This is a genomic window from Variovorax sp. 01T432, from assembly GCF_056398605.1.
The window spans coordinates 59,801-81,228 of record NZ_JBFTPS010000024.1; the positions used below are offsets into that span (position 1 = coordinate 59,801).

Genomic DNA, 21,428 nt, shown 5'->3' on the forward strand with positions numbered 1-21,428 from the left:
ACCCGCTCAGCCGCCTGAAAGCGCGGCCTTCACGGCGGCGCTGACCTGGCCCATGTCGGCCTTGCCGGCCAGGCGCGTCTTGACCGCGCCCATGACCTTGCCCATGTCGCCGGGGCCCTTGGCGCCCAGTTCGGCCACGATGGCCTTCACCTCGACGGCGACCTCGTCCGCGCTCATGCGCTGGGGGAGGTACACCTCCAGCACCTTGATTTCGGCGGCTTCCTTGTCGGCGAGGTCGGTGCGCCCACCCTGGGTGAAGGCGGCCACCGAGTCCTTGCGCTGCTTGACCAGCTTGTCCACGATGGCGACGACCATCGTGTCGTCGAGTTCGATGCGCTCGTCGACTTCCTTCTGCTTGAGCGCGGCGAGCAGCAGGCGGATGGTGCCGAGGCGCTCCGAATCCTTGGCGCGCATCGCGGTCTTCATGTCTTCGGTGATCTGTTCCTTGAGGCTCATGGCTGGCTTTCCTGACGGTCAAAAAAACAAAAGCCGCGGCAGGGTGTCCCTGGCGCGGCTCGGATCCGGGTGAACCGGACGCTGGCCTGTGGCGGCCAACGCAGCGGGGTGCTTAGTACAGCTTCTTGGGAAGCTGCATGCTGCGCACGCGCTTGTAATGGCGCTTGACCGCGGCGGCCTTCTTGCGCTTGCGCTCGGCGGTGGGCTTTTCGTAGAACTCGCGCGCGCGCAGGTCGGTCAGCAGGCCGAGCTTTTCGATGGTGCGCTTGAAGCGGCGAAGCGCGACGTCGAAGGGCTCGTTTTCTTTAACGCGGATGGTGGTCATTGATGAATGGGTTTGTTGAATTTTGGCTTGGGGAAGATCGGGCCCCGGGCCGGGTTCCTCAACTTGAAAATAGGGTAGGCCGTTGAGGGAAGGCCAAAGTTAGCCCGACATTATAGCCTCAGCTTCAGGCGCCGGCGAGAGCGCATTGGCGCAGGCATATGCGCTCGCCCAGGCCCACTGGAAGTTGTAGCCGCCGAGCCAGCCGGTGACGTCCACCACTTCGCCGATGAAGTAGAGGCCGGGCTGCTTCGACTCCATGGTCTGCGAGGACAGGTCGCGGGTGTCGACGCCGCCCGCCGTGACTTCGGCCTTCTTGTAGCCTTCGGTGCCGCTCGGCGTGATCTGCCAGCGCGTGATGCGTTCGGCCAGCGCGGCGAGCGCGCGGTCGGCCGCTTCGTTGATCGGGCGCTGAAGCGCCGCGTCCTGCCCGACCCAGGCGTCCGCCAGCCGCGAGGGCACGAGCATGGCGAGCTCGTTGCCGATGCGCTTGCGCGACCGCAGCTTGGCCTCGCCCAGCGAGGCCGCGATGTCGATGCCGGGCGCGAAATCGATGGTCAGCGGCGCGCCAGGACGCCAGTAGCTCGAAATCTGCAGCACCGCCGGCCCCGACAGGCCGCGGTGGGTGAAGAGCAGGTCTTCGAGGAAGCGCATGCGTTCCTTCTTGGCGCCGGTCTCGATCTGGACCGGAAGCGCCAGGCCCGCCAGACCGGCATACGGCGTCCAGCCCTCGCCGCCGAAGGTCAGCGGGACGAGCGCCGGCCGCGGCGCAACGACGCGAAGGCCGAACTGCGCGGCGAGGCGGTAGCCGAAGTCGGTGGCGCCGATCTGGGGGATGGACAGGCCCCCGGTGGCCACGACCAGGCTGCGCGCATGGACGGCGCCCCGGTCGGTGTCGATGCGATAGCCGTCCTCCTGCGAGAAAGCGACGCTGCGCACGCCGCATGGCTGCCAGTGCGTCACGCCGCCCGCCGCGCACTCGGCCAGCAGCATGTCGATGATCTGCTGCGAGGGCCCGTCGCAGAACAGCTGCCCCTTGTGCTTTTCATGGAAGGCGATGCCATGGCGCCGCACCAGCTCGATGAACTGCTGCGGCGTGTAACGGGACAGGGCGGAGCGGCAGAAGTTCGGGTTGTCGCCGATGAAGTGACGCTGCGGCGCGCGCACGTCGAGGTCGCGGTTCGTGAAGTTGGCGCGGCCGCCGCCGGAGATGCGGATCTTCTCGGCGATGCGCTCGCCGTGGTCGAGCAGCAGCACCTTCAGCCCGCGCTGGCCCGCGACGCCGGCGCAGAAGAGGCCGGCCGCGCCCGCACCGATGACGACGACGTCGAATTTCAAGGCGCGGCTTTCGCCAGTGGTTCCATGGCGAGGGATTCTAGTGAGGCCGGCCCGCGCCGACGGGCCGGGCGGCGCCGGCTCAGGTGCCGAATCGCGTCGCCGACACGCCCGCTGCGGCCAGGCCGCGCAGCACGTCGCCCACCACGATCACGGCGGGACTGCCCAGCCCGGCGGCGGCCATGTCCCGGCGCAGGCGCGCCAGCGTGGTGGTGATGTGGCGTTGCTGCGGCAGGCTCGCATGCTGGATCACGGCCACCGGCGTCTCGCCGGAAAGTCCGTACAGAAGCTCGTCCTGGATGTGCGCCATGCCGGTGACGCCCATGTAGATCACCAGCGTGAGCCGCGCGTCGCGCACGGTGGCGGCAAGTTGCCGCCAGTCGGTCGGATGTTCTCCGGCCGCATGCCCGGTCTTGGCATGGCCGGTGACGAACACCACGCCCTGCGCATGGTCGCGGTGCGTGAGCGGCACGCCCAGCGCGGTGACCGCGGCCAGCCCGGCCGTGATGCCGTTGACCACCCGCACCTCGATGCCCGCTTCGCGCAGGTGCTCCACCTCTTCGCCGCCGCGGCCGAAGATGAAGGGGTCGCCGCCCTTGAGGCGCACCACCGTCTCGCCTTCCTGCACGGCGGTGATCATGAGCCGCTCGATGAAGGCCTGGGGCGTGCTCTTGCAGCCGCCGCGCTTGCCCACGTGGACGATGCGTGCGCCCGCCCGCGCATGGGTCAGGATCTCTTCGTTCACCAGGTCATCGACGAACAGAACGGTGGCCGCCTGGATCGCCTTGACGGCCTTGAGCGTGAGGAGTTCGGGGTCGCCGGGGCCCGCGCCGACCAGGGTGCAGCTGCCGTAGTGGGTAAGGGTGCTCATGGGTTCTCCGCCTGTTGCGTCAGTTCGGCCAGTTGCAGGATGTGGGCCACCTGCTGGGCAATCGCGTCCGGCACCGGCACCTCGCCGGCCAGCACGCGCCGCGTGTAGGCCGCCGTGCTTGCCACGTCGATTTCCTTCGGCAGTCCGGGCACGTCGGCCTGCGTGCCGGGCTGCTGGGATTGCAGCGCGATGCGCCGTCCACGCACGAAGCCGTCGACCTGTGCCGTGCGGCGCGGGTCGGCCGCGCTTTCGCCTTCGAGGCCGCGCGAGAGCAGCGCGGTCATGCGCATGAGCTCGAATGTCGCGGCCATCGACTGCGCGTATTCGGGATGGGTGTAGCTGCCGACCACCACGCAGTGGCCCTGGCCCGGCTGCATCAGCTTGACGACGCTGTGGCCCGGGTTGCGCAGGCCGACCACGCGGCGCACGTCGAGCAGGCGCTTGAGGCCGGGACTTAGCACTTCGGTGGGCGCGAAGACCGCCGTGCCGTTCGCGAGGGGTCCCACGGCCGCCAGTGCGGGCACGCCGAGCTCGGCGAGCACGTTGGAGGCCAGCACGCGGGCCGATTCGGTGGCCGCTCCGTGCACCAGCACCGGCAGGCCTTCGCGCGCGAGCAGCATGGCCAGCAAGGGGGTCAGCACCGGCAGCTTGCGCGCGCCGTTGTAGCTGGGCAGCACGACCAGCGGCCGGTTCGTGGCGGGAAAGCGCGCGAGCCGGGCATGTGTCGCGTCGAGGAAGCCCGCCATTTCCTCGGGGGTCTCGCCCTTGATGCGCATCGCGAGGCAGAAGGCGCCGATCTCCAGGTCGGTGACGGTGCCGTCGAGCACCTGGCCGAACAGATCGCAGGCCTGTTCGCGGGCGAGCGGCCTGGCGCCACGCGCGCCGCGCCCGATTTCCTTGATGTAGTGGCTGATTCCCATGGGTGTGGCGATTGTCCCGCAAGGCTTATGCCGCAATCCGCGTGCGCTTATGCCCTGGAGCGCAGGGAAGGCGAGTGCCGGTGCGGCCAGCGCGCTCATGACAGCTCGGCCAGCGCCGGTGGAGCGCTCGCGCGCACCATGCGCTTGAGTTCGGGCAGGCAGGACCCGCAATTGGTGCCGCATTTCAACGCGCTCTGCAGCGCGGCGAGCCGCCCGTCTTCCGTGCCGGCGCAGGCGGCGAGCTGTTCGCCGATGGCCGTCTGTGTGACGCCGAAGCAACTGCAGACGACCTTGCCCCGCGCGGCGATGCCGACGGGCGCGGCGGTGCCGGGGCGAAGCAGCTGGCGGCCGTAGGCCTGCGCGGGAAGCTGGTCCTGCAGGAGCGCCTTGATCCAGGCCTCGGCGCTGGTGTCGCCGGCCAGCAGGAATCCGTCGAGATGGGCGTCCGCGCCTTCGCGCACCAGCCGCACCGCGCGCCGCTGGCCGCGCTTGACGTCGGCGTAGCGCAGGGTGTCGGTTCCGGCCAGCGCGAGCAGGCCCTCGATCTGCGTGAGCAGGCTGGCAGGCGGTGCCTCGTAGGCGGCGGCGCGAAAGAGAACGCCGGTGCGCTCCGGCCCGCTGTCGCGCAACGCGCTTCCGGCGCCGAAGGGCACGCAGCTGGCAAAGGGAAAGGAGTCCATCAGCGCGCGAAATGAATCGGCCACACTCAAGGCCGACTCCTGCGGCAGCCAGGCGGCGGCCAGCAGGGACCAGGGGAGTTCGGCCTTGAGAATCTTCACGGCCGCGTGCTTGAGCTCGGGCTGCTTCGAATCGGGGCAGAAGATCGGCGTCGTGAGCGCGTTGACGCCCGCCAGGCGCTCGCCGGTGCTGCTGCGCCCGCTCAGGTATTCGCCGCCCCAGTGCATGGCGATGAAGGCCTGGCTCAGGCCCACCTCCGCGCTGGCCACGACCGGCAGCACGATGGAGCCGCGCCGCGAGGTGACATGCACCAGTGCGCCTTCGCTCAGCTGGCGGCGGGCCATGTCCTGCGCATGCATCTGCACCACGGGTTCGGCCACGTGACCGAACAGCCGGCCCAAGGTGCCGGTGCGGGTCATGCCGTGCCATTGGTCGCGCAGGCGCCCCGTGTTCAGCGAGAAGGGGAATCGCGCCTCGCGGGCCTCGGCCACCGGTTTGTAGACGGTGTCGACGAAGCGGGCGCGGCCGTCGGGCGTCGGGAAGACGCCGTCCTCGTACAGGCGGGCTCGGCCGCTGGATTCACCTTCGCGCAGCGGCCATTGCCGCGGCGCGGCTTCGAGCATGGCGTAGCTCATGCCCGTGATGTCGAGGTCGCGCCCGCGCGTGGATTCGCGGTGTTCGTTCCAGACCGATTCGGGGCCGGCATAGGGGAAGAGCGTGGGTTCGCCAACGGCGCGGGTCTCCAGACGTGCCTCGAGCCGCCGCGCGAAAGCCACGGCGATGGCCCAGTCGTCGCGCGCCTCGCCTGGTGCCGGCACGGCCGCGCGCACGCGCGAAATGCGACGCTCGCTGTTGGTCACGGTGCCTTCCTTTTCGCCCCAGGTGGTCGCGGGCAGGAGCAGGTCGGCGAAGTCGCAGGTGGCGGCAGTCGAAAAGGCCTCCTGCACCACGACGAACTCGCAGCGCTCCAGCGCGCGGCGCACGGTCGACTGGTCGGGCATCGATTGCGCGGGGTTGGTGCAGGCGATCCAGAGGGCGCGGATCTCGCCGTCCGCCGCGGCCTGGAACATCTCCACGGCGGTCTTGCCGGGCTTCTGCGGCACGTCGGGCACGCCCCAGAGCGCGGCGACTTCGGCGCGATGCGCGGGGTTCGCGAGATCGCGGTGCGCCGAGAGCAGGTTGGCCATGCCGCCCACCTCGCGGCCGCCCATGGCGTTGGGCTGGCCGGTCAGCGAGAACGGGCCCGCGCCGGGCTTGCCGATCTGCGCGGTCGCCAGGTGGAGGTTGATCAGCGCCGCGTTCTTGGCGGTGCCCGACGCGGACTGGTTGAGGCCCTGGCAATAGAGGCTCAGCGTCGCCGCCGAGGTGGCGAACAGGCGTGCGGCGCTCATCAGGTCTTCCTTCGAGATGCCGCAGATCTGCGCCACGCGCTCGGGCGTGCATTCGCGCACCGTCGCCTTGAGCGCGTCGAAGCCGCTGGTGTGCGCCGCGATGTAGCGCGGGTCGGTCCAGCTTTCCCACAGCATCAGGTGCAGCATGCCGTTGAAGAGCATGACGTCGGTGCCGGGCTGGATGGGCAGGAACAGATCGGCGATCTCGACGGTGTCGGTGCGGCGCGGATCGGCCACGATGATCTTCAGCGCCGGGTTGGCCGCCTTCGCGTCCTCGATGCGGCGAAACAGGATCGGATGGGCCCAGGCCGTGTTGCTGCCGACGATGAACAGGCACTGGGCGTGCTTCAGGTCGTCGTAGCAGGCCGGTGGCGCATCGGCGCCCAGCGTCTTCTTGTAGCCGGCCACCGCGCTGCTCATGCACAGGCGCGAGTTGGTGTCCATGTTGTTGGTGCCGATGAGGCCCTTGGACAGCTTGTTGAAGACGTAGTAGTCCTCGGTGAGCAGCTGGCCGGAGACGTAGAAGCCGACGGCGTCCGGGCCATGGTCGCGGATGACCTGTGCGAACTTGTCGGCGGCCGTGTCGAGCGCGTCGTCCCAGCCGATGGCTTCGGGCGCGGCATGGCGCTCGGCGCGCCGCATGGGCTGCAAGAGCCGCGTCTGGCGCGTGACTGCCGCGCTGGCCGTCAGGTGCAGGGTCGAGCCCTTGGTGCAGAGGCGGCCGAAATTGGCGGGATGGTCCGGATCGCCGCGCACGCCGGTGATCTGGGCGCCCTCGGATTCGATGATGACGCCGCAGCCCACCCCGCAGTAGGGGCAGGTGGACCTGGTCTCCCGGTGGGAAACGAGCGTGCGCATCGCCGCCTCCACCCTAGCCCTCTCCCAGCGGGAGAGAGGACGGGCGTGCCGGGCCGGCCACGGGGCGTTCGAGATCGGTGGCATGCGTGGCGAGTTCGCCGGCGTCCAGATGCACCATGCCTTGCGCGACCTTGACCGCGAAACGGGGCGTGCAGCCATCGTCCGGCGACTTGGCGCAGCCGTCGTCGAGCCCGATGGCCCAGTTGTGCAGCGGGCAGGCCACGCTGGTGCCGAACACGATGCCCTGGCTCAGCGGGCCGCCCTTGTGCGGGCAGCGGTCGAGCAGCGCGAATACCTGGTCGCTGCTGTTGCGGAACACCGCGACGTCCACGCCCTTGGCGCGCGCCACGCGGCGCGAGCCCAGCACGGGGATGTCGTCGACGCGGCAGATGACGGTCCATTCGCTCATGTCTTTCTCCTTGCTCATGCGGCTTGCGTGCTGGATGAGGCGCTCGCGGCGGCGGGCGCCGCCACGATCGGGATGAACTGGCGCGTGTCGACTTCCGCACGGCTGGATTCGAACCACGGATCGGGTTCGCCGTCGAGCGCGAACTGCAGCCGCTCCCAGAGCGCCTTGCGGTTGGCCGGGTCTTCCAGCACCTTCCGCTTGACGTAGTCGAGTCCCACGCGGCCGATGTAGTGCACCGTGCGTTCGAGGTACCAGCCCTCCTCGCGATAGAGCTGCAGGAAGGCGCCCGCGTGCTCCATCACTTCCTCGGCGGTCTTGACCTTGACGAGAAACTCCGCGACCTCGGTCTTGATGCCGCCGTTGCCGCCGACATAGATCTCCCAGCCCGAATCGACACCGATCACGCCGACGTCCTTGATGCCCGATTCGGCGCAGTTGCGCGGGCAGCCGCTGACGGCGAGCTTCACCTTGTGCGGCGAATACATGGCCCACAGCGCGCGCTCCAGGTCCTTGCCCATCTGCGTCGAGTCCTGGGTGCCAAAGCGGCACCATTCGCTGCCCACGCAGGTCTTCACCGTGCGCAGCGACTTGGCGTAGGCGAAGCCCGAGGGCATGCCGATGTCCTTCCAGACGTTCTCCAGGTCTTCCTTCTTCACGCCCAGCAGGTCGATGCGTTGGCCGCCGGTGATCTTGACCGTCGGGATCTTGTACTTGTCGGCCGCGTCGGCGATGCGGCGCAGTTCGTCGGGCGTGGTGTGGCCGCCCCACATGCGCGGGATCACCGAATAGGTGCCGTCCTTCTGGATGTTGGCGTGGCTGCGCTCGTTGACGAAGCGGCTTTGCGGATCGTCCTTTGCCTCCTTGGGCCAGGTCGAGATCAGGTAATAGTTGATGGCCGGGCGGCAGGTCGAGCAGCCGTTGGGCGTGCGCCAGCCGAGGCCGCGGTACACCGCGTCGTGCGTGAGCCAGTGTTCCTTGCGGATGGCGTCGCGCACGTCCTGGTGGCTGACGTCGGTGCAGCCGCAGACCGCCTTCTTCTTCGGCGTGGCGGAATAGTCGCCGCCGGCGGTGAACATCAGGATCTGCTCCACCAGCCCGGTGCACGAGCCGCAGCTCGCGCTGGCCTTGGTGTGCTTCTTGACCTCGTCGAGCGTGAACAGGCCCTTGTCCTTGATGGCCTTGCAGATCGTGCCCTTGCTGACGCCGTTGCAGCCGCAGACCTCGGCGTCGTCGGGCATGCTGGCCGCCTTGCTGTGGCCCTCGTGACCGGTGTCGCCGATGTTGGATTCGCCGAACATCAGCTTGTCGCGGATGTCGTGCACGCTGCGGCCGTCGCGCAGGAGTTTGAAGTACCAGCTGCCGTCGACCGTGTCGCCGTAGAGGCAGGCGCCGACGAGCTTGTCGTCTTTGATCACGAGTTTCTTGTAGACGCCGCCGAAGGGGTCGCTCATCACGATCTCCTCCGTGCCGTCGCCGCCCATGAAGTCACCGGCGGAGAAGAGATCGATACCCGTGACCTTGAGCTTGGTCGAGGTCAGCGAGCCGAGATAGCGCCCGATGCCGAACTGCGCCAGGTGGTTCGCCGCCACCTTGGCCTGGTCGAACAGCGGCGCGACCAGGCCGTAGGCGATGCCGCGGTGGGCCGCGCATTCGCCGACCGAATAGATGCGCGCGTCGGTGACGGTCTGCATGGTGTCGGTGACCACGATGCCGCGATCGCAGTGCAGGCGCATCTTCTGGGCGAGCTCCACGTTCGGGCGAATGCCCACGGCCATGACGAGGAGGTCGGCCGGTATCTCGCTGCCATCCTTGAAGCGCACCGCCGTCACGCGGCCGTCGGCGCCGCCGACGATCTCCTGCGTATGGGCTTCGAGCATGAACTTGAGGCCCCGGTCCTCGAGCGACTTGCGCAGCAGGCCGCCGGCCACGTCGTCGAGCTGGCGCTCCATCAGCCAGGGGGCCACGTGCACCACGGTGACGCTCATGCCGCGCAGCATCAGGCCGTTGGCGGCCTCGAGGCCGAGCAGGCCGCCGCCGATGACGACCGCGTGCTTGTGGGTCTTCGCCGTCTCGATCATGAACTCGGTATCGGCGATGTCGCGGTAGGCGATCACGCCCTTCAGGTCCTTGCCGGGAATCGGCAGGATGAAAGGCTTGGAGCCGGTGCACATCAGGAGCCGGTCGTACGCAGCCTCGGTGCCGTCCTCGGCGCGGACGATGCGCTTGACGCGGTCGACCTCGACCACCTTCTTGCCGGCATGCAGGGTGATGTTGTTCTCCGCATACCACTCCCACGAGTTCAGCACGATCTCGTCGACGGTCTGCTCTCCGGCGAGCACCGGGGACAGCAGGATGCGGTTGTAGTTCGGGTGCGGCTCGGCGCCGAACACGGTGATGTCGTACAGGTCGGGCTCGATCTTGAGCAACTCTTCGAGTGCCCGGACACCGGCCATGCCGTTGCCGACCATCACGAGTTTCATCTTGTTCATGGAGTGGACCTTTCTGGACTCAAGCAAGGACGGGGCCCAAGGCTTGCGTGGAGAATCGCGCGCCATGAGCTTCGAGGTTGAAATCGGATACAGCAGCCGCAAAGGGCCGCGCGAACTGAACGAGGACTTCGCGGGCGCGGTGCATGCGCCGCGCGGCGAGGAGGCGCGCGGGCTGATCGCGGCCATCGCCGACGGCGTCTCGTCGGGCGGCCATGGCCTGGAGGCGGCGCAGACCACCGTGATCGGCCTGCTGGGCGACTATTTCGCCACGCCGGACACCTGGGAGACGACCGCGGCGCTCGACCGGCTGATCGCCGCGCAGAACGCCTGGCTCGCCGACCACAACCGGCGACGCCATGGCGCCAGCGCGCTGACCACCCTGACGGCGCTGGTCCTGCAAGGCCAGAGCTATACCCTGGCCCATGTGGGAGACACGCGCGCCTGGCGCGTGAACGCGGGCGGCGGGCCGGCGGCGCAGCTGACGGTCGACCACGCATTCGACCATCCCGACCTGCGCAGCCGCCTGACCCGCGCGGTGGGACTCGACGACCATGTGCGGGTCGACTACACGCAGGGTGAACTGCGCATCGGCGACTGCCTTGTGCTGAGCACCGATGGGGTGCATGGCGTTCTGAAACCTGCGCGCGTGGCCGAGCTCGCGTTGTTCGGCGATGCGCAGCAGGCCAGCCAGGCCCTGGTCGATGCCGCGCTGGCGGCGGGCACCCGCGACAACGCCACGGCCCTGGTGATCCGCGTGCTGGGACTGGACGCGCGCCAGTTGCATGACGAGATGGGCGATGTCCGCCGGCTCTCGCCGCCCCCGGCGCTCAAGGTGGGCGATGTCCTGGACGGCTATGTGATCACCGCCCTGATTGCCGACACCGGCGTGCATCGGCTCTACCAGGCGCGCGAAGCCGGCACGCGTGCCCTGGTGGCCTTGAAGACTCTTCACCCGACGCGCGCGAGCGACCCGCAGGAGCGCGCCATGCTGGCCCACGAGGCCTGGCTCGGCCTGCGCGTGAGCGCGCGCGGCGAGACCGGCTTCGTGCGGGTGCACGAGCGTGCCGAGAACGCCAGCGCGCTCTACACAGTGTTCGATTGGCATGGCGGCCGCACGGTGGAGCAGATGCTCAAGACAGGTGCGCGCCCACCGGTCGCCCAGGTGGTCGCGGCCGCCGTGGAGATCTGCAAGGCGCTCGGCCGGCTGCATCGCCACGGCGTGGTGCACCGCGACATCAAGCCCGGGAACCTGCACCTGGGCGAGGATGGCCGTTGGCGCATCCTCGATCTTGGCGCCGCGCTGTCCGGCAGGGAGAGCGCGGCGCAGCGCGAGCTGCACGCCGGTACGCCGAGCTTCATGAATCCCGAGCAATGGGAAGGCGCCACGGCGGACGCCGGCAGCGATCTGTTCGCGCTGGGCGTGACGCTCTACCAATGGCTCACGGGGCGCTTGCCCTATGGAGAGATCGAGCCCTACCAGGCGGCCCGCTACCGGCGCGATCCGGTTGCCCTCTCGCGCATCCGCCCGGATGTGCCGATCTGGCTCGATCACCTCGTGCGCAAGGCGGTCGCCCGCGATCCGCGGCAGCGTTTCGAGACCGCCGAGGAGATGCTGCTGGCCCTGGAGCGCGGCGCCGCCCGCCCCATCGGTGCGCCGGCTGCCACGCCGCTCAGCCGGCGCGATCCGGCCTCGCTCTGGAAGATCCTGTTGGCCGTTTCGGTGCTGTTCAACGCGCTGCTCGTCTACTGGCTGCTGTTCCTGCCGCGCTGAGCGGGCAAGCGAGGTCGTGATGTGCGGCATGCGCGTCACCGTCCGGCCGTGCGGCGCGCGGCGCCCATGGGCTTGCCGGGCGCTGCGGCGCCCGGCGCCATGCGCGCGCGGCCGCCTTTCTCCGCCCAGGTGCGGGTCCAGCGAATCTGCATGACACGCATCACGCCCAGCATCACCAGGGCCAGAACGGCCATCAGCACGAAGCCCCAGAGGTAGGTGCCGAGGTACTGCTTCGAAAGCCCCATGGCATTGGGCACCAGCCCCCCGCCGAGCGCGCCGATCTCGCCGATCATCGAGCCGGCCACGGCCGTGGTCGACGGCCAGCGCAGCGGAACGAGCTGGAACAGCGCGCCGTTGCCGGCGCCGAGCGCCGCGAAGCACACCATGAGCAGCAGCGTCGTGAGCACCAGCGAACCCGAACTCAGGCCGATCAGCGCGAGCGACACCGCCGACACGATCAGCACCAGCGTGAGCGTGTTGACGCCGCCCCAGCGGTCGGAAATCCAGCCGCCCATCACGCGGACCGCGGCGCCAATGAAGGCGGCGAGCATCGTCAGCTGGCCGGCCTGCACCTTGCTCACGCCGAACTGGTCGTAGTAGTACGAGGGCAGGAAGGTCGTGAGGCCGATGAAGCCGCCGAAGGTCACGCCGTAGATCAGGCTGAAGGCCCACCCGTCCTTCTCGAACAGGCAGGCGACGTGTTCGCGCAGGCCGGCATGGCTGTCGACATCCGGCGGCTCCTTGGCGAACAGCACCATCACCGCCATCGGCAGCATGATGGCCGCCGCCGCCACGCCGTAGACGGCTTGCCAGCCCAGCCACTGCGCGAGCGGAGGCGCCACCAGCACCGACAGCGCCGTGCCCACGTTGCCGGCGCCGACGAGGCCCATCGCCAGGCCCTTGTTCTTCGGCGGGAACGAGCCCGAGCCCAGCGACAGGGCGACGCCGAAGCTGGCGCCGGCGATGCCGAGCAGCACGCCCATGGCCAGCAGGTCGTTGAAGCTGTGCACCATGAAGAAACCGAACAGCATGGCAACGGCGATCAGGCTCATTTCCACCAGCGTGGCGTTCTTTCGCCCGATGTACTGCGACAGGATGCCCAAGGGGAAGCGCATCAAGGCGCCCGCGATGATGGGGATCGACAGCATCAGGCCCTTCTGCGCCGCGTCCAGTTGGAACGCTTCGCTGATGAAGGGCGCCATCGCGCCGTTGAGCACCCAGACGCAGCACGAGAACATGAAGTAGAAGAACGCCGCGAAGAGCGTGGGGGAGTGCCCGGAGCGCAAAAATGACTTGAAGCTCGACATGTCGGTCAATACCAGAAGCACCCGCGCGGCAGCAAGGCCGCCGAACAGGTGGTGTGAATGGGAAGTGGGGTCCGCCTGCCGGAACCTGGCAGGGCTGGATGGGGGTGCTCGAGCCGCAGCGGGCCCGACATGGCGCCATGGACTGGCGCGTCACCAAAGCGGTGCTTCGTTACACCGCACCATCCCTTACGCAAGACGCGTGCCACAAATCTCCGGCGTGCATCGCCTATGCTGCTGTCGCAACTCGCTTCAGTCATCCGCCCGCCATGCACCGCCTGCTCGTCGTCCTGCCCACATCCGCCGCCGAGCCGGCGCTGCCCGAAGCATTGCGCGATGTGATGGCGGGTGCGGATGCCACGCCGATCGGGTGCGCCAATTGCCACACGATGGTGCAGCAGGCGGTCGCGCTCGTGCCGGATCTCATCCTGATACACATGCCGCCCTCCGCCGGGGATGGCGTGCCGCAATTGCAGGCTTCGATGCGGGCCTGGGCGGAAGCGCCGCCGTGCGCCATTGGCCTGGTCAGCGAGCCGCTGGATGCCCAGGTGCATGAAGAACTCGTCGCTCTGGGCGTGCATGCGTGGGCATCCGTGCAGGCGCTCGATGCAGCGAGCCTGCGCGCCGTGCTCGCCCGTGCGCACGCCCGGTGGCGGCGAGAGGCGGCGTTGCGCGCCGCGTTGGCGCGTTCGCTGGCGCATCTGGACGAACGAAAGTGGGTGGACCGCGCCAAGGGCCTGCTGATGTCGGCGCGCGGCATCGGCGAGGACGACGCCTTCGGTCTGCTGCGTGGCGCCGCGATGCATGCCAATCTGCGCGTCGGGGAGGTCTCGCGCTCGGTGGTCGAAGCCGCCCAATGGGCCGAGGCGATCAACCGGGCGGGGCAGCTGCGCATGCTTTCGCAGCGGCTGGTGCGCCTGGCCGCGCAGGCTCTCGCGGGCGTCGATGCGCGGCGCAGCCGCACCCTGCGCGCGCAATCGGCGGGCCGCGTGCAGGACAACCTGGATCATCTCGCGGCCCTCTCGTTGGACACTTCGGGCGCGCAGGCGCTGGCAAACGCCCGTGCCGCGTGGGACGTCCTGACCGCGACGATGGAATCGCGCCTCTCGCCGGCGACGCTGGCGTCGATCGATGCCAGCGCCGAGACCCTGCTGGCTACCGCCGAGGCGTTGACTGAAGTGCTGGAGTCCTCCGGTGCTCGCAGGGCGCTGCGCATCGTCAATCTCTGCGGCCGGCAGCGCATGCGCGCCCAGCGTCTGGCCAAGGATGCGCTTCTGGCGTCGATGCTTCCCGAAGGCAAATGGGGCGAGCGTCTTGTTGCGACCATGGATGCCTTCGAGACCGCCATGCTGGAACTGGAACGAGCCCCGCTGAGTTCGCCCGACATCCGCGAGGCACTTGCCGGCGCGCGCGACGAATGGCTGCGGCTCGTGCGCGGCGCGCGCAATGCCGGCATGGCCGAAGGGCGCGCCGATCTGGTGCGGGCAAGCGACGTGCTGGCGGAGACCTTCGATCGCCTGACCGCTTCGTACGAACACAGCCTGCAGGTCATCATGTCCTAGCCCTGTGTTCTTCGGGGACTTTGCCGGCTGGCTGCGGCCTCAGGCCGCGACTTTCTCCACGTGCGCCTGGCGCGTGTAGAGAAAATCGATCACGGCCTTGCGCGCGTGCACGTAGACCGGGTCCTCGGCCAGCTCGACGCGATTGCGCGGCCGCGCAATCTCGACGGCGAGCACCTCGCCGACGGTGGCGGCCGGGCCGTTGGTGAGCATCACGATGCGGTCCGACAGCAGCACCGCCTCGTCCACGTCGTGCGTGACCATCACGACGGTGCTGTGTGTCTTCTGCACAATGGCGAGCAGTTCGTCCTGCAGCTTGGCACGGGTCAGAGCATCGAGGGCTCCGAAGGGCTCGTCCATCAGCAGGACCTTGGGTTCCATCGACAGCGCGCGGGCGATCCCGACGCGCTGCTTCATGCCGCCGGAGATCTCGCCCGGGCGCTTCTGCGCGGCCGGCGTGAGGCCGACCAGCGCCAGTGCTGCCTCGGTGCGTGCCTTGAGCTGCGCCTTGTTCTCGGTCGCCGCGAAGACGCGCTCGACGGCGAGGTAAACGTTCTCGTGGCAGGTGAGCCAGGGCAGCAGCGAGTGGTTCTGGAACACCACCGCGCGCTCAGGGCCAGGACCCTTGATCTCGCGGTTGGCGCACAGCAGCGCGCCCTGGGTGGGCGTGGTGAGCCCGGCGATCAGGTTCAGCAAGGTCGACTTGCCGCAGCCGGAGTGCCCGATCAGCGTGATGAACTCGCCCTTGGCGACCGCGAGGTTCACATCGCGCAGCGCCAGGAAGCTGCCCTTGGCCGTCCTGAAGCGCTGCTCGACGCCCTGGATCTCGATGTACTTCGTATCGTCGTTCATGACTTCACCTCTTCGAACGTGAATGCGGTGGCGATCCTGATGAGCGCGAACTCGAGCACCAGGCCGACGATGCCGATGACGAAGATCGCGATGATGATGTTGGCGACGTTGAGGTTGTTCCACTCGTCCCACACCCAGAAGCCGATGCCGACGCCGCCGGTCAGCATCTCGGCCGCGACGATCACCAGCCAGGCGGTGCCGACGGCGAGCCGAACGCCGGTGAGCATGTAGGGCAGCACGGCCGGAAAGAGGATCCTGGTGAAGACCTTCCATTCGGACAGATCCAGCACCTTGGCCACGTTCATGTAGTCGCTCGGCACGCGTTGCACGCCGACGGCCGTGTTGATGATCATCGGCCAGATCGAGCAGATGAAGATGGTCCAGATGGCGGCGGGATTGGCGCCCTTGAACACCAGCAGGCCGATCGGCAGCCATGCCAGCGGCGACACCGGGCGCAGCAGGCTGATGAGGGGATTGAACATGCGCGAGAGGAACTCGAAGCGGCCGATCGCGAAGCCGGCCGGGATGCCGACGGCGGCGGCCAGCCCGAAGCCGAGCGCCACGCGCTTGAGCGAGGAAAGCACGTTCCATCCCACGCCCTGGTCGTTGGGGCCCTTGCTGTAGAACGGGTCGCTGAACACGGTCAGCGCCTGTTGCCAGGTGGCCAGAGGCGATGGAAAGCCGTTGTTGCTTCTGAGGGCCACCAGCTCCCAGATGAGCACCAGAAGCGCGAAGCCGAGGACGGGTGGCAGCACCCGCGTCCACAGGGCGCTGAAGTCGCGCGGCGTGCGCATCGCGGGTTCCGTCCTTTGCTTCATGGGGGCCGGCGGCACGGCGACCGTGGCGGCCGGGCGGGCGAGCACGGGTGCCGCAATGTTGCTGGCGGCGGCCTCGAGGGGAGAGTGAAAAACGGCGCTGACCATGGTTCGCTCCTCAGACATGGACCTTGAACGAATCGGCGTACTGCGTCGGGTTCTTGCCGTCCCACACCACGCCGTCAAAGAGCTTGCTGCTGCGCATTGCCTCCTTGGGAACCGGTGTCTTCGTGGCTGCCGCGGCCTGCTTGTAGATGTCGATGCGGTTGATCTCCGTCGCGACCTTGAGATAGTCCGGGTGCTCCTTCAGCAGGCCCCAGCGCTTGTGCTGCGTGAGGAACCACATGCCGTCGGAGAGGTAGGGGAAATTCACCGACCCGTCGTTGTAGAACTTCATGTAGTTCGGGTCGTCCCAGTTCTTTCCGAGGCCGTTGGTGTAGCGGCCGAGGATGCGCTGGTTGATCGCGTCGACACTGGTGTTGACGTAGCTCTTGTCGGCGATGGTCTCGGCCATCTTGTTCTTGTTCTGCAGGCCAGTGTCGATCCACCGGCCCGCCTCCAGGATCGCGGAGGTCACGGCGCGCGCGGTATTGGGGTACTTCCTGACGAAGTCGCTGGTGGTGCCGAGCACCTTCTCGGGGTGGTCCTTCCAGATGTCCTGCGTGGTGACGGCGGTGATGCCGATGCCGTCCATGATCGCGCGCTGGCCCCAGGGCTCGCCGACGCAGTAGCCGTCCATGTTGCCGATGCGCATGTTCGCGACCATCTGGGGAGGCGGGACCACGATGTTCTTCACGTCCTTGAAGGGGTCGATGCCGGCGGACGCGAGCCAGTAGTAGAGCCACATCGCGTGGGTGCCGGTCGGGAAGGTCTGGGCGAAGGTGTACTCGCCCTTCTCGGACTTGATGAGCCTGGCGAGCGAGGCCGCGTCGACCGCGCCCTTGTCGGCCAGCTTCTTCGACAGCGTGATCGCCTGGCCGTTGTTGTTGAGCGTCATCAGCACGGCCATGTCCTTCTTCGGTCCCGCGATGCCCAGGTGCACGCCGTAGACCAGGCCATAGAGCGCATGCGCCATGTCGAGATCGCCGTTGACCAGCTTGTCGCGCACGCCGGCCCAACTGGCCTCCTTGCTCGGCACGATCTTCACGCCGTACTTCTTGTCGATGCCGAGGACCGAGGCCATCACGACGCTGGCGCAATCGGTCAGCGGAATGAAGCCGATCTTGACTTCCTCCTTCTCGGGCTTGTCGGAGCCTTGCGCATACACGGCGGCACGCAACGCGGGATTGAGTCCGACCGCGCCAACGGCGGCGGCCTGCAGGACGCGGCGGCGACTCAATGTCGATTTCTGCAACTCGGTCATGGGGCGAACTCCGAAATGAAAAAGCACAAACAAAAAAAGGCGTCCTCACCGCGCAGGGCTGCTCGAGAACGAGCCCTTGCGGGTGGGGACGCCTTTGTCCGGTTCGGTGGGCCGCACCCGCCGTTGGATGCAACCTGCCTGCAGACCTTGCGGTCTATGCGGTGCTTTCATGCAAGCTGCGTGCCAGCGGGTCAGGAGGTCGATCTGCTATCAAATTGAGAGCGTTCCTGGCACAAGGGCCGGGTGCTGGCGACGGATCTTCTTCAGATGCCGGCACGTGCGCCCTTCTTGTGCGCTGCACCAATTCAGGCTGGCGAGGGCTTCAGGGCGCCGTATCGTTGGGCAGGTATTCCGCCATCGACAGCACCGACTCGGCGACCTCGACCAACCGACGGCCCTGGTTCATGGCGGTCTGGCGCAGCATCTTGTGCGCCTCCTGTTCGCTCAGGCGGCGGTGCGCCATCAGCAAGCCCTTGGCGCGCTCGACGAGCTTGCGTTCGTTGAGGGCGGCCCGGACGGTGTCGAGTTCGTCGCTCATCACCTGCAGGCGATGCGATTGTTCCTGGACCATGTCGAGGATCGAGCGCTCAAGATGGCGGCCATAGGGCGCGGCGTTGCCCGGCGCTTGCACGGGGGGCGGTGCCCCGAGTACCGCCGGTTGGTCGAAGAACACGGCGGTCGGCACGTCGGCTTCGTGCTTGAGCTTTGCCAGCAGCAGCTCGTGGCCCTGCAATTCCGTGCGCGCCTGCGCCGTCTTCTCTTCGCAGCTCCGGCGCAGGTCGGTGGCCAGGCGGTCCTCGACCGAATGCATGGCGTCGATGCGGCGCGTGCAGCAGTCGAACCAGGTCTGGCTCAACTCCGTATCGAGCGCGACGCCGGCCGGCGCCGCGCAGGCGATGCGACGCAGTCGCTCCTGTTCGGCCTGCTGCGTCGCGGGTTGGCTGGCGCGCCAGAGTTCGACGAGGCCCGGGCCCGAGAACTCGGCGAAGACCTGGAAGCATCGCTCCTGCGATTCGATCAGGTGCAGCCATTGCTGCTGCCGGGCGCTGTCGTTGCGCCCCGATGCGAAGGCCGCGGCGCCGCACGCCCGCTCCTGGCCCGCGAACTCCTTGCCCTGCATGAAGTTGAAGAGCGCCACGAGCAGGCGCGAGATCTCCGGGTCGGTGGCGCCGTCGGCGGCCTCGAACACGACCGCGAGCAGGCCCGCGATCAGCTTGCCGAAGGCAGCCGTGGCGGCGCCAGCGTCGATTTCCATGGCATCGATGCGGCGCCGCAGTTCAGGCAGCGCGTCGAGCCCCGGCAACACCCATGCAATGCGGCTGAAGAGGCGCGCGCCGTTGCCGATGCGGCTCGCATCGGCCTCCAGCGCATCGAAACGCCTGCGAACGGCTTCTTCGGCCCGCAGGCATTCGGCGATCTGTTCGCAGCGTTGTGCGACGAAGCGTTGTCCGAGCGACGCCAGCAGCACATTCGAGATGCCGCGTTCGCGTTGCAGCGCATGGACCAGGTGGCCGATCGTCCCGACCAGTTCGCTGGTGCGGGCGAGCTGATCCAGCTCGTCGATCTCGCAACGCAGGGCGGCAACCAGAAAGCTCAAACCGGACTTCATCGTGTGGGTGGGCAGACGCTGCGGGCGAGTGCCCATCGTAAGGGCATGAGCAACATCCGTGCCCCGAAGATGGGCGCCCCCTACACTCGCTGCATGTTTGTATTGGGAATCGAATCGTCCTGCGACGAAACCGGCGTGGCCCTGGTCGAGGCGGGCGCCAGTGGCCTGCCGCGCCTGGCGGCGCACGCCTTGCACAGCCAGATCGCGATGCACCAGGCCTACGGCGGCGTGGTGCCGGAATTGGCCAGCCGCGACCATATCCGCCGCGTGCTGCCGCTTGCACAAGCGGTCTTCGACGAGGCCGGCCAGGTGCTGGCCGATGTCGATGTCGTGGCCTACACGCAGGGGCCGGGCCTTGCGGGCGCCTTGCTGGTCGGCGCCGGTGTGGCCTGCGCGCTGGGCGCGGCACTTGGCAAGCCGGTGCTCGGCGTCCATCACCTCGAAGGGCACCTGCTCTCGCCATTCCTCAGCGCCGATCCGCCGGAGTTTCCCTTCGTGGCCTTGCTGGTGTCGGGCGGGCACACGCAGTTGATGCGGGTCGATGGGGTGGGGCGCTATGAGCTGCTCGGCGAGACCATCGACGACGCGGCCGGCGAAGCCTTCGACAAGAGCGCGAAGCTGATGGGCTTGCCCTACCCCGGCGGTCCGTGGCTCGCGAAGCTGGCGGAAGAGGGCGATGCCGCGGCCTTCAGGCTGCCGCGCCCCTTGCTCCACAGCGGCGACCTCGACTTTTCCTTTGCCGGCTTGAAGACGGCGGTGCTCACGCAGGCGAAGAAGCTCGGTAGCGAACTCGAAGCGCGCAAGGCGGATCTGGCGGCGTCGACACAGGCCGCGATCGTCGAAGTCCTGCTGAAGAAATCACTCGGCGCGATCGAACAGACCGGGCTCCAGCGACTCGTGGTGGCCGGTGGCGTGGGCGCCAACCGGGCCTTGCGCGCGCAGTTGAACGCGGCGTGCGCGGTGCGTGGTGTGCGCGTGCACTACCCTGAGCTGCACCTTTGCACCGACAACGGCGCCATGATCGCGATGGCCGCCGCCATGCGCCTCCAGGCGGGCGTGCAGGCCGCGTCCGAACGCTACGCCTTCGACGTCAAACCGCGATGGCCACTCGCGTCGCTGAGCGCGCCTTTGCAGGTCGCCTGACGCCTTTCTTCTGGCGCGCGGGCAAGGGCAGCACCTCAAGCATCTTGCGCCAGAGCTGCGACCACTGGGGCCAGTCATGGCCACCCTCCGTGGTGAACACACGCCCGGCAGGCAGCGCGTCCCCGAGGAGGCGGTGGTTGGAGGCGAAGCGGTCGCTCAGGCCATAGCCCAGATACAGGGGTGGCAGGTTCTTGGCGGCCTGGGGATCGGCGTACTGCTGAAGCCAGGGCCAGAGCTTGCGGTCGACTTCCTCGTCGGGCGGCGGGCCTTCAGGTGCCTTCCAGTTGCGCAGGCCACCGGCCTTGTGGATTTCGGCACCGATCGGGCGGCGTCCAAGATAGGGCGCCAGCGTGATGATGCCGTCGACGGTACCGGGCTTCGCCAGTTCATGGATCAAGGCGCCGAAGCCGCCGATCGAGATACCCACCAGCCAGATCGTCTTGTAGCCCAGTGCGCGCTGCGGCTGGATGACGTCCTGCTGCAGGCGTTCGATGAAGGTCTGGTCGTAGTAGTACGACACATCGGCATCCACCAGCAAGGCGTCGGCGGCGAGGTCGCGTTCTCGCACCGCGCTGACGAATCCTTCGCGCTCGAATTCCTCGGGCTTCAGGAACGCCCCCGGGAGGAACACCAGGAGGGTGTCCGAGCGCGAACCGTCTTCAGCGAACTTCAAGTGCGTTTTCATGGCGCTTCGTCGGGCGCCCTGCACCTTCCAGAGGAGTGCTACGAACGCTTAATTAGGAAGAAAGCATTGAAAAAAAACGCCACCAAAATGTGACGCCCTACACACTTATTGTGAATTAGAAATAAGTCAGGTCGGCAACAAAAAGTTACCGACCTGCCTATTTGCCCCCGGAGTGTTGCGAGTCAGTTGATGGCGAGCTGCGCAACATTGCTCGCCGGCAACCGCTTGCCGAGCTTCAGCGTCAATACCCCGTTCTCCAGCTTTGCCTCGCTGGCGGCGACATCGATGTCCAGGGGCAATTCGTAGGCGGCGCGGAACTGGCGCTTGGCTTCGGCCTTGCTTTCAATCCGGACCACGGCACCTTCGATGCCGATGCTCAGATCCTCACGCGACAGCCCGGGCACGTCCAGCGCAAGGGTCCAGGCCTTGTCGTCCTGCTCGATGTTGACTGTGCGGCGCGCGCCTGAGAACGCATCGTTGACGAAGCGTTCGAAGCTGCGGTCATATGAACGCGGAACGAAACGGGCAGTGCGAATGGCGGGTGCGAAAAACATGGTGAGAACTCCACAATGAACACGATGGGGACAAGAAACGTGTG

General features: G+C 67.9%; 18 protein-coding genes. 3 read left to right on the plus strand and 15 right to left on the minus strand.

Going from position 1 to position 21,428, the window contains the following annotated elements:
- Positions 1-6: 6 nt before the first annotated feature.
- From AC1DNF_RS18950 to nirB, 8 genes are all read right to left on the minus strand, one after another.
- Positions 7-456 (minus strand): GatB/YqeY domain-containing protein, encoded by a 450-nt coding sequence (locus tag AC1DNF_RS18950; RefSeq protein ID WP_478150156.1) that lies wholly within the window; start codon positions 454-456, stop codon positions 7-9.
- A gap of 112 nt (positions 457-568) precedes the next feature.
- Positions 569-781 (minus strand): 30S ribosomal protein S21, encoded by a 213-nt coding sequence (gene rpsU, locus AC1DNF_RS18955; RefSeq protein ID WP_007833691.1) that lies wholly within the window; start codon positions 779-781, stop codon positions 569-571.
- 99 nt (positions 782-880) lie between these two features.
- Positions 881-2,116, minus strand: coding sequence for a BaiN/RdsA family NAD(P)/FAD-dependent oxidoreductase (locus tag AC1DNF_RS18960; RefSeq protein WP_478150157.1), 1,236 nt, complete (start codon positions 2,114-2,116; stop codon positions 881-883).
- Between the two features lie 79 nt (positions 2,117-2,195).
- Positions 2,196-2,984, minus strand: a complete 789-nt coding sequence (gene cobA, locus AC1DNF_RS18965; protein ID WP_478150158.1) for a uroporphyrinogen-III C-methyltransferase — start codon at positions 2,982-2,984, stop codon at positions 2,196-2,198.
- Positions 2,981-3,904, minus strand: coding sequence for a DNA-binding protein YbiB (gene ybiB / locus AC1DNF_RS18970; protein WP_478150159.1), 924 nt, complete (start codon positions 3,902-3,904; stop codon positions 2,981-2,983). Before ybiB ends, cobA begins: the two co-directional genes overlap by 4 nt.
- A 95-nt stretch (positions 3,905-3,999) precedes the next feature.
- Positions 4,000-6,831, minus strand: coding sequence for a nitrate reductase (locus AC1DNF_RS18975; RefSeq protein ID WP_478150160.1), 2,832 nt, complete (start codon positions 6,829-6,831; stop codon positions 4,000-4,002).
- Positions 6,832-6,844: 13 nt separating this feature from the next.
- Positions 6,845-7,240, minus strand: coding sequence for a nitrite reductase small subunit NirD (nirD, locus tag AC1DNF_RS18980; RefSeq protein ID WP_478150161.1), 396 nt, complete (start codon positions 7,238-7,240; stop codon positions 6,845-6,847).
- Positions 7,241-7,254: 14 nt separating this feature from the next.
- Positions 7,255-9,729 (minus strand): nitrite reductase large subunit NirB, encoded by a 2,475-nt coding sequence (gene nirB / locus AC1DNF_RS18985; RefSeq protein WP_478150162.1) that lies wholly within the window; start codon positions 9,727-9,729, stop codon positions 7,255-7,257.
- Between the two features lie 64 nt (positions 9,730-9,793).
- Between nirB and AC1DNF_RS18990 the strand changes: the two genes are divergently transcribed.
- The gene (locus AC1DNF_RS18990; RefSeq protein WP_478150163.1) at positions 9,794-11,500 is read left to right on the plus strand and encodes a bifunctional protein-serine/threonine kinase/phosphatase; all 1,707 of its coding nucleotides are present in this window, start codon (positions 9,794-9,796) and stop codon (positions 11,498-11,500) included.
- A gap of 35 nt (positions 11,501-11,535) precedes the next feature.
- On the opposite strand, the gene AC1DNF_RS18995 is transcribed toward AC1DNF_RS18990, so the two are convergent.
- The gene (locus tag AC1DNF_RS18995; protein ID WP_478150164.1) at positions 11,536-12,807 is read right to left on the minus strand and encodes an MFS transporter; all 1,272 of its coding nucleotides are present in this window, start codon (positions 12,805-12,807) and stop codon (positions 11,536-11,538) included.
- Between the two features lie 266 nt (positions 12,808-13,073).
- On the opposite strand from AC1DNF_RS18995, the gene AC1DNF_RS19000 reads away from it, so the two are divergent.
- The gene (locus tag AC1DNF_RS19000; RefSeq protein ID WP_478150165.1) at positions 13,074-14,366 is read left to right on the plus strand and encodes a type IV pili methyl-accepting chemotaxis transducer N-terminal domain-containing protein; all 1,293 of its coding nucleotides are present in this window, start codon (positions 13,074-13,076) and stop codon (positions 14,364-14,366) included.
- A gap of 39 nt (positions 14,367-14,405) precedes the next feature.
- Here the strand turns inward: AC1DNF_RS19000 and AC1DNF_RS19005 are convergent, their stop codons facing one another.
- The 4 genes from AC1DNF_RS19005 to AC1DNF_RS19020 form a co-directional block, all read right to left on the minus strand.
- Positions 14,406-15,215, minus strand: coding sequence for an ABC transporter ATP-binding protein (locus tag AC1DNF_RS19005; RefSeq protein ID WP_478150166.1), 810 nt, complete (start codon positions 15,213-15,215; stop codon positions 14,406-14,408).
- A complete protein-coding gene (ntrB, locus tag AC1DNF_RS19010) occupies positions 15,212-16,138 on the minus strand; it encodes a nitrate ABC transporter permease (RefSeq protein ID WP_478150167.1) in 927 nt (308 codons plus the stop codon). Before ntrB ends, AC1DNF_RS19005 begins: the two co-directional genes overlap by 4 nt.
- A gap of 10 nt (positions 16,139-16,148) precedes the next feature.
- Positions 16,149-17,393, minus strand: coding sequence for a CmpA/NrtA family ABC transporter substrate-binding protein (locus AC1DNF_RS19015; RefSeq protein WP_478150168.1), 1,245 nt, complete (start codon positions 17,391-17,393; stop codon positions 16,149-16,151).
- A gap of 322 nt (positions 17,394-17,715) precedes the next feature.
- Positions 17,716-19,002, minus strand: coding sequence for a nitrate- and nitrite sensing domain-containing protein (locus AC1DNF_RS19020; RefSeq protein WP_478150169.1), 1,287 nt, complete (start codon positions 19,000-19,002; stop codon positions 17,716-17,718).
- A gap of 93 nt (positions 19,003-19,095) precedes the next feature.
- On the opposite strand from AC1DNF_RS19020, the gene tsaD reads away from it, so the two are divergent.
- Complete coding sequence (gene tsaD, locus AC1DNF_RS19025) at positions 19,096-20,145, plus strand: tRNA (adenosine(37)-N6)-threonylcarbamoyltransferase complex transferase subunit TsaD (protein ID WP_478150170.1); 1,050 nt, start codon at positions 19,096-19,098, stop codon at positions 20,143-20,145.
- On the opposite strand, the gene AC1DNF_RS19030 is transcribed toward tsaD, so the two are convergent.
- Positions 20,093-20,830 carry an alpha/beta hydrolase gene (locus tag AC1DNF_RS19030; RefSeq protein WP_478150171.1) on the minus strand — a complete coding sequence of 246 codons (738 nt, stop codon included), beginning with the start codon at positions 20,828-20,830 and terminating at the stop codon, positions 20,093-20,095. The genes tsaD and AC1DNF_RS19030 overlap by 53 nt on opposite strands.
- 182 nt (positions 20,831-21,012) lie before the next feature.
- On the minus strand, positions 21,013-21,384 hold the full coding sequence (locus tag AC1DNF_RS19035; protein WP_478150172.1) for an Hsp20/alpha crystallin family protein: 372 nt from the start codon (positions 21,382-21,384) through the stop codon (positions 21,013-21,015).
- Positions 21,385-21,428: the final 44 nt, after the last annotated feature.

Bases quoted from the DNA above. Each gene is read 5' to 3' on its own strand.
- AC1DNF_RS18950 (WP_478150156.1), bottom strand. From the start codon at position 456: ATGAGCCTCAAGGAACAGATCACCGAAGACATGAAGACCGCGATGCGC.
- rpsU (WP_007833691.1), bottom strand. From the start codon at position 781: ATGACCACCATCCGCGTTAAAGAAAACGAGCCCTTCGACGTCGCGCTT.
- cobA (WP_478150158.1), bottom strand. From the start codon at position 2,984: ATGAGCACCCTTACCCACTACGGCAGCTGCACCCTGGTCGGCGCGGGC.
- ybiB (WP_478150159.1), bottom strand. From the start codon at position 3,904: ATGGGAATCAGCCACTACATCAAGGAAATCGGGCGCGGCGCGCGTGGC.
- AC1DNF_RS18975 (WP_478150160.1), bottom strand. From the start codon at position 6,831: ATGCGCACGCTCGTTTCCCACCGGGAGACCAGGTCCACCTGCCCCTAC.
- nirD (WP_478150161.1), bottom strand. From the start codon at position 7,240: ATGAGCGAATGGACCGTCATCTGCCGCGTCGACGACATCCCCGTGCTG.
- nirB (WP_478150162.1), bottom strand. From the start codon at position 9,729: ATGAACAAGATGAAACTCGTGATGGTCGGCAACGGCATGGCCGGTGTC.
- AC1DNF_RS18990 (WP_478150163.1), top strand. From the start codon at position 9,794: ATGAGCTTCGAGGTTGAAATCGGATACAGCAGCCGCAAAGGGCCGCGC.
- AC1DNF_RS18995 (WP_478150164.1), bottom strand. From the start codon at position 12,807: ATGTCGAGCTTCAAGTCATTTTTGCGCTCCGGGCACTCCCCCACGCTC.
- AC1DNF_RS19000 (WP_478150165.1), top strand. From the start codon at position 13,074: ATGCACCGCCTGCTCGTCGTCCTGCCCACATCCGCCGCCGAGCCGGCG.
- AC1DNF_RS19005 (WP_478150166.1), bottom strand. From the start codon at position 15,215: ATGAACGACGATACGAAGTACATCGAGATCCAGGGCGTCGAGCAGCGC.
- ntrB (WP_478150167.1), bottom strand. From the start codon at position 16,138: ATGGTCAGCGCCGTTTTTCACTCTCCCCTCGAGGCCGCCGCCAGCAAC.
- AC1DNF_RS19015 (WP_478150168.1), bottom strand. From the start codon at position 17,393: ATGACCGAGTTGCAGAAATCGACATTGAGTCGCCGCCGCGTCCTGCAG.
- AC1DNF_RS19020 (WP_478150169.1), bottom strand. From the start codon at position 19,002: ATGAAGTCCGGTTTGAGCTTTCTGGTTGCCGCCCTGCGTTGCGAGATC.
- tsaD (WP_478150170.1), top strand. From the start codon at position 19,096: ATGTTTGTATTGGGAATCGAATCGTCCTGCGACGAAACCGGCGTGGCC.
- AC1DNF_RS19030 (WP_478150171.1), bottom strand. From the start codon at position 20,830: ATGAAAACGCACTTGAAGTTCGCTGAAGACGGTTCGCGCTCGGACACC.
- AC1DNF_RS19035 (WP_478150172.1), bottom strand. From the start codon at position 21,384: ATGTTTTTCGCACCCGCCATTCGCACTGCCCGTTTCGTTCCGCGTTCA.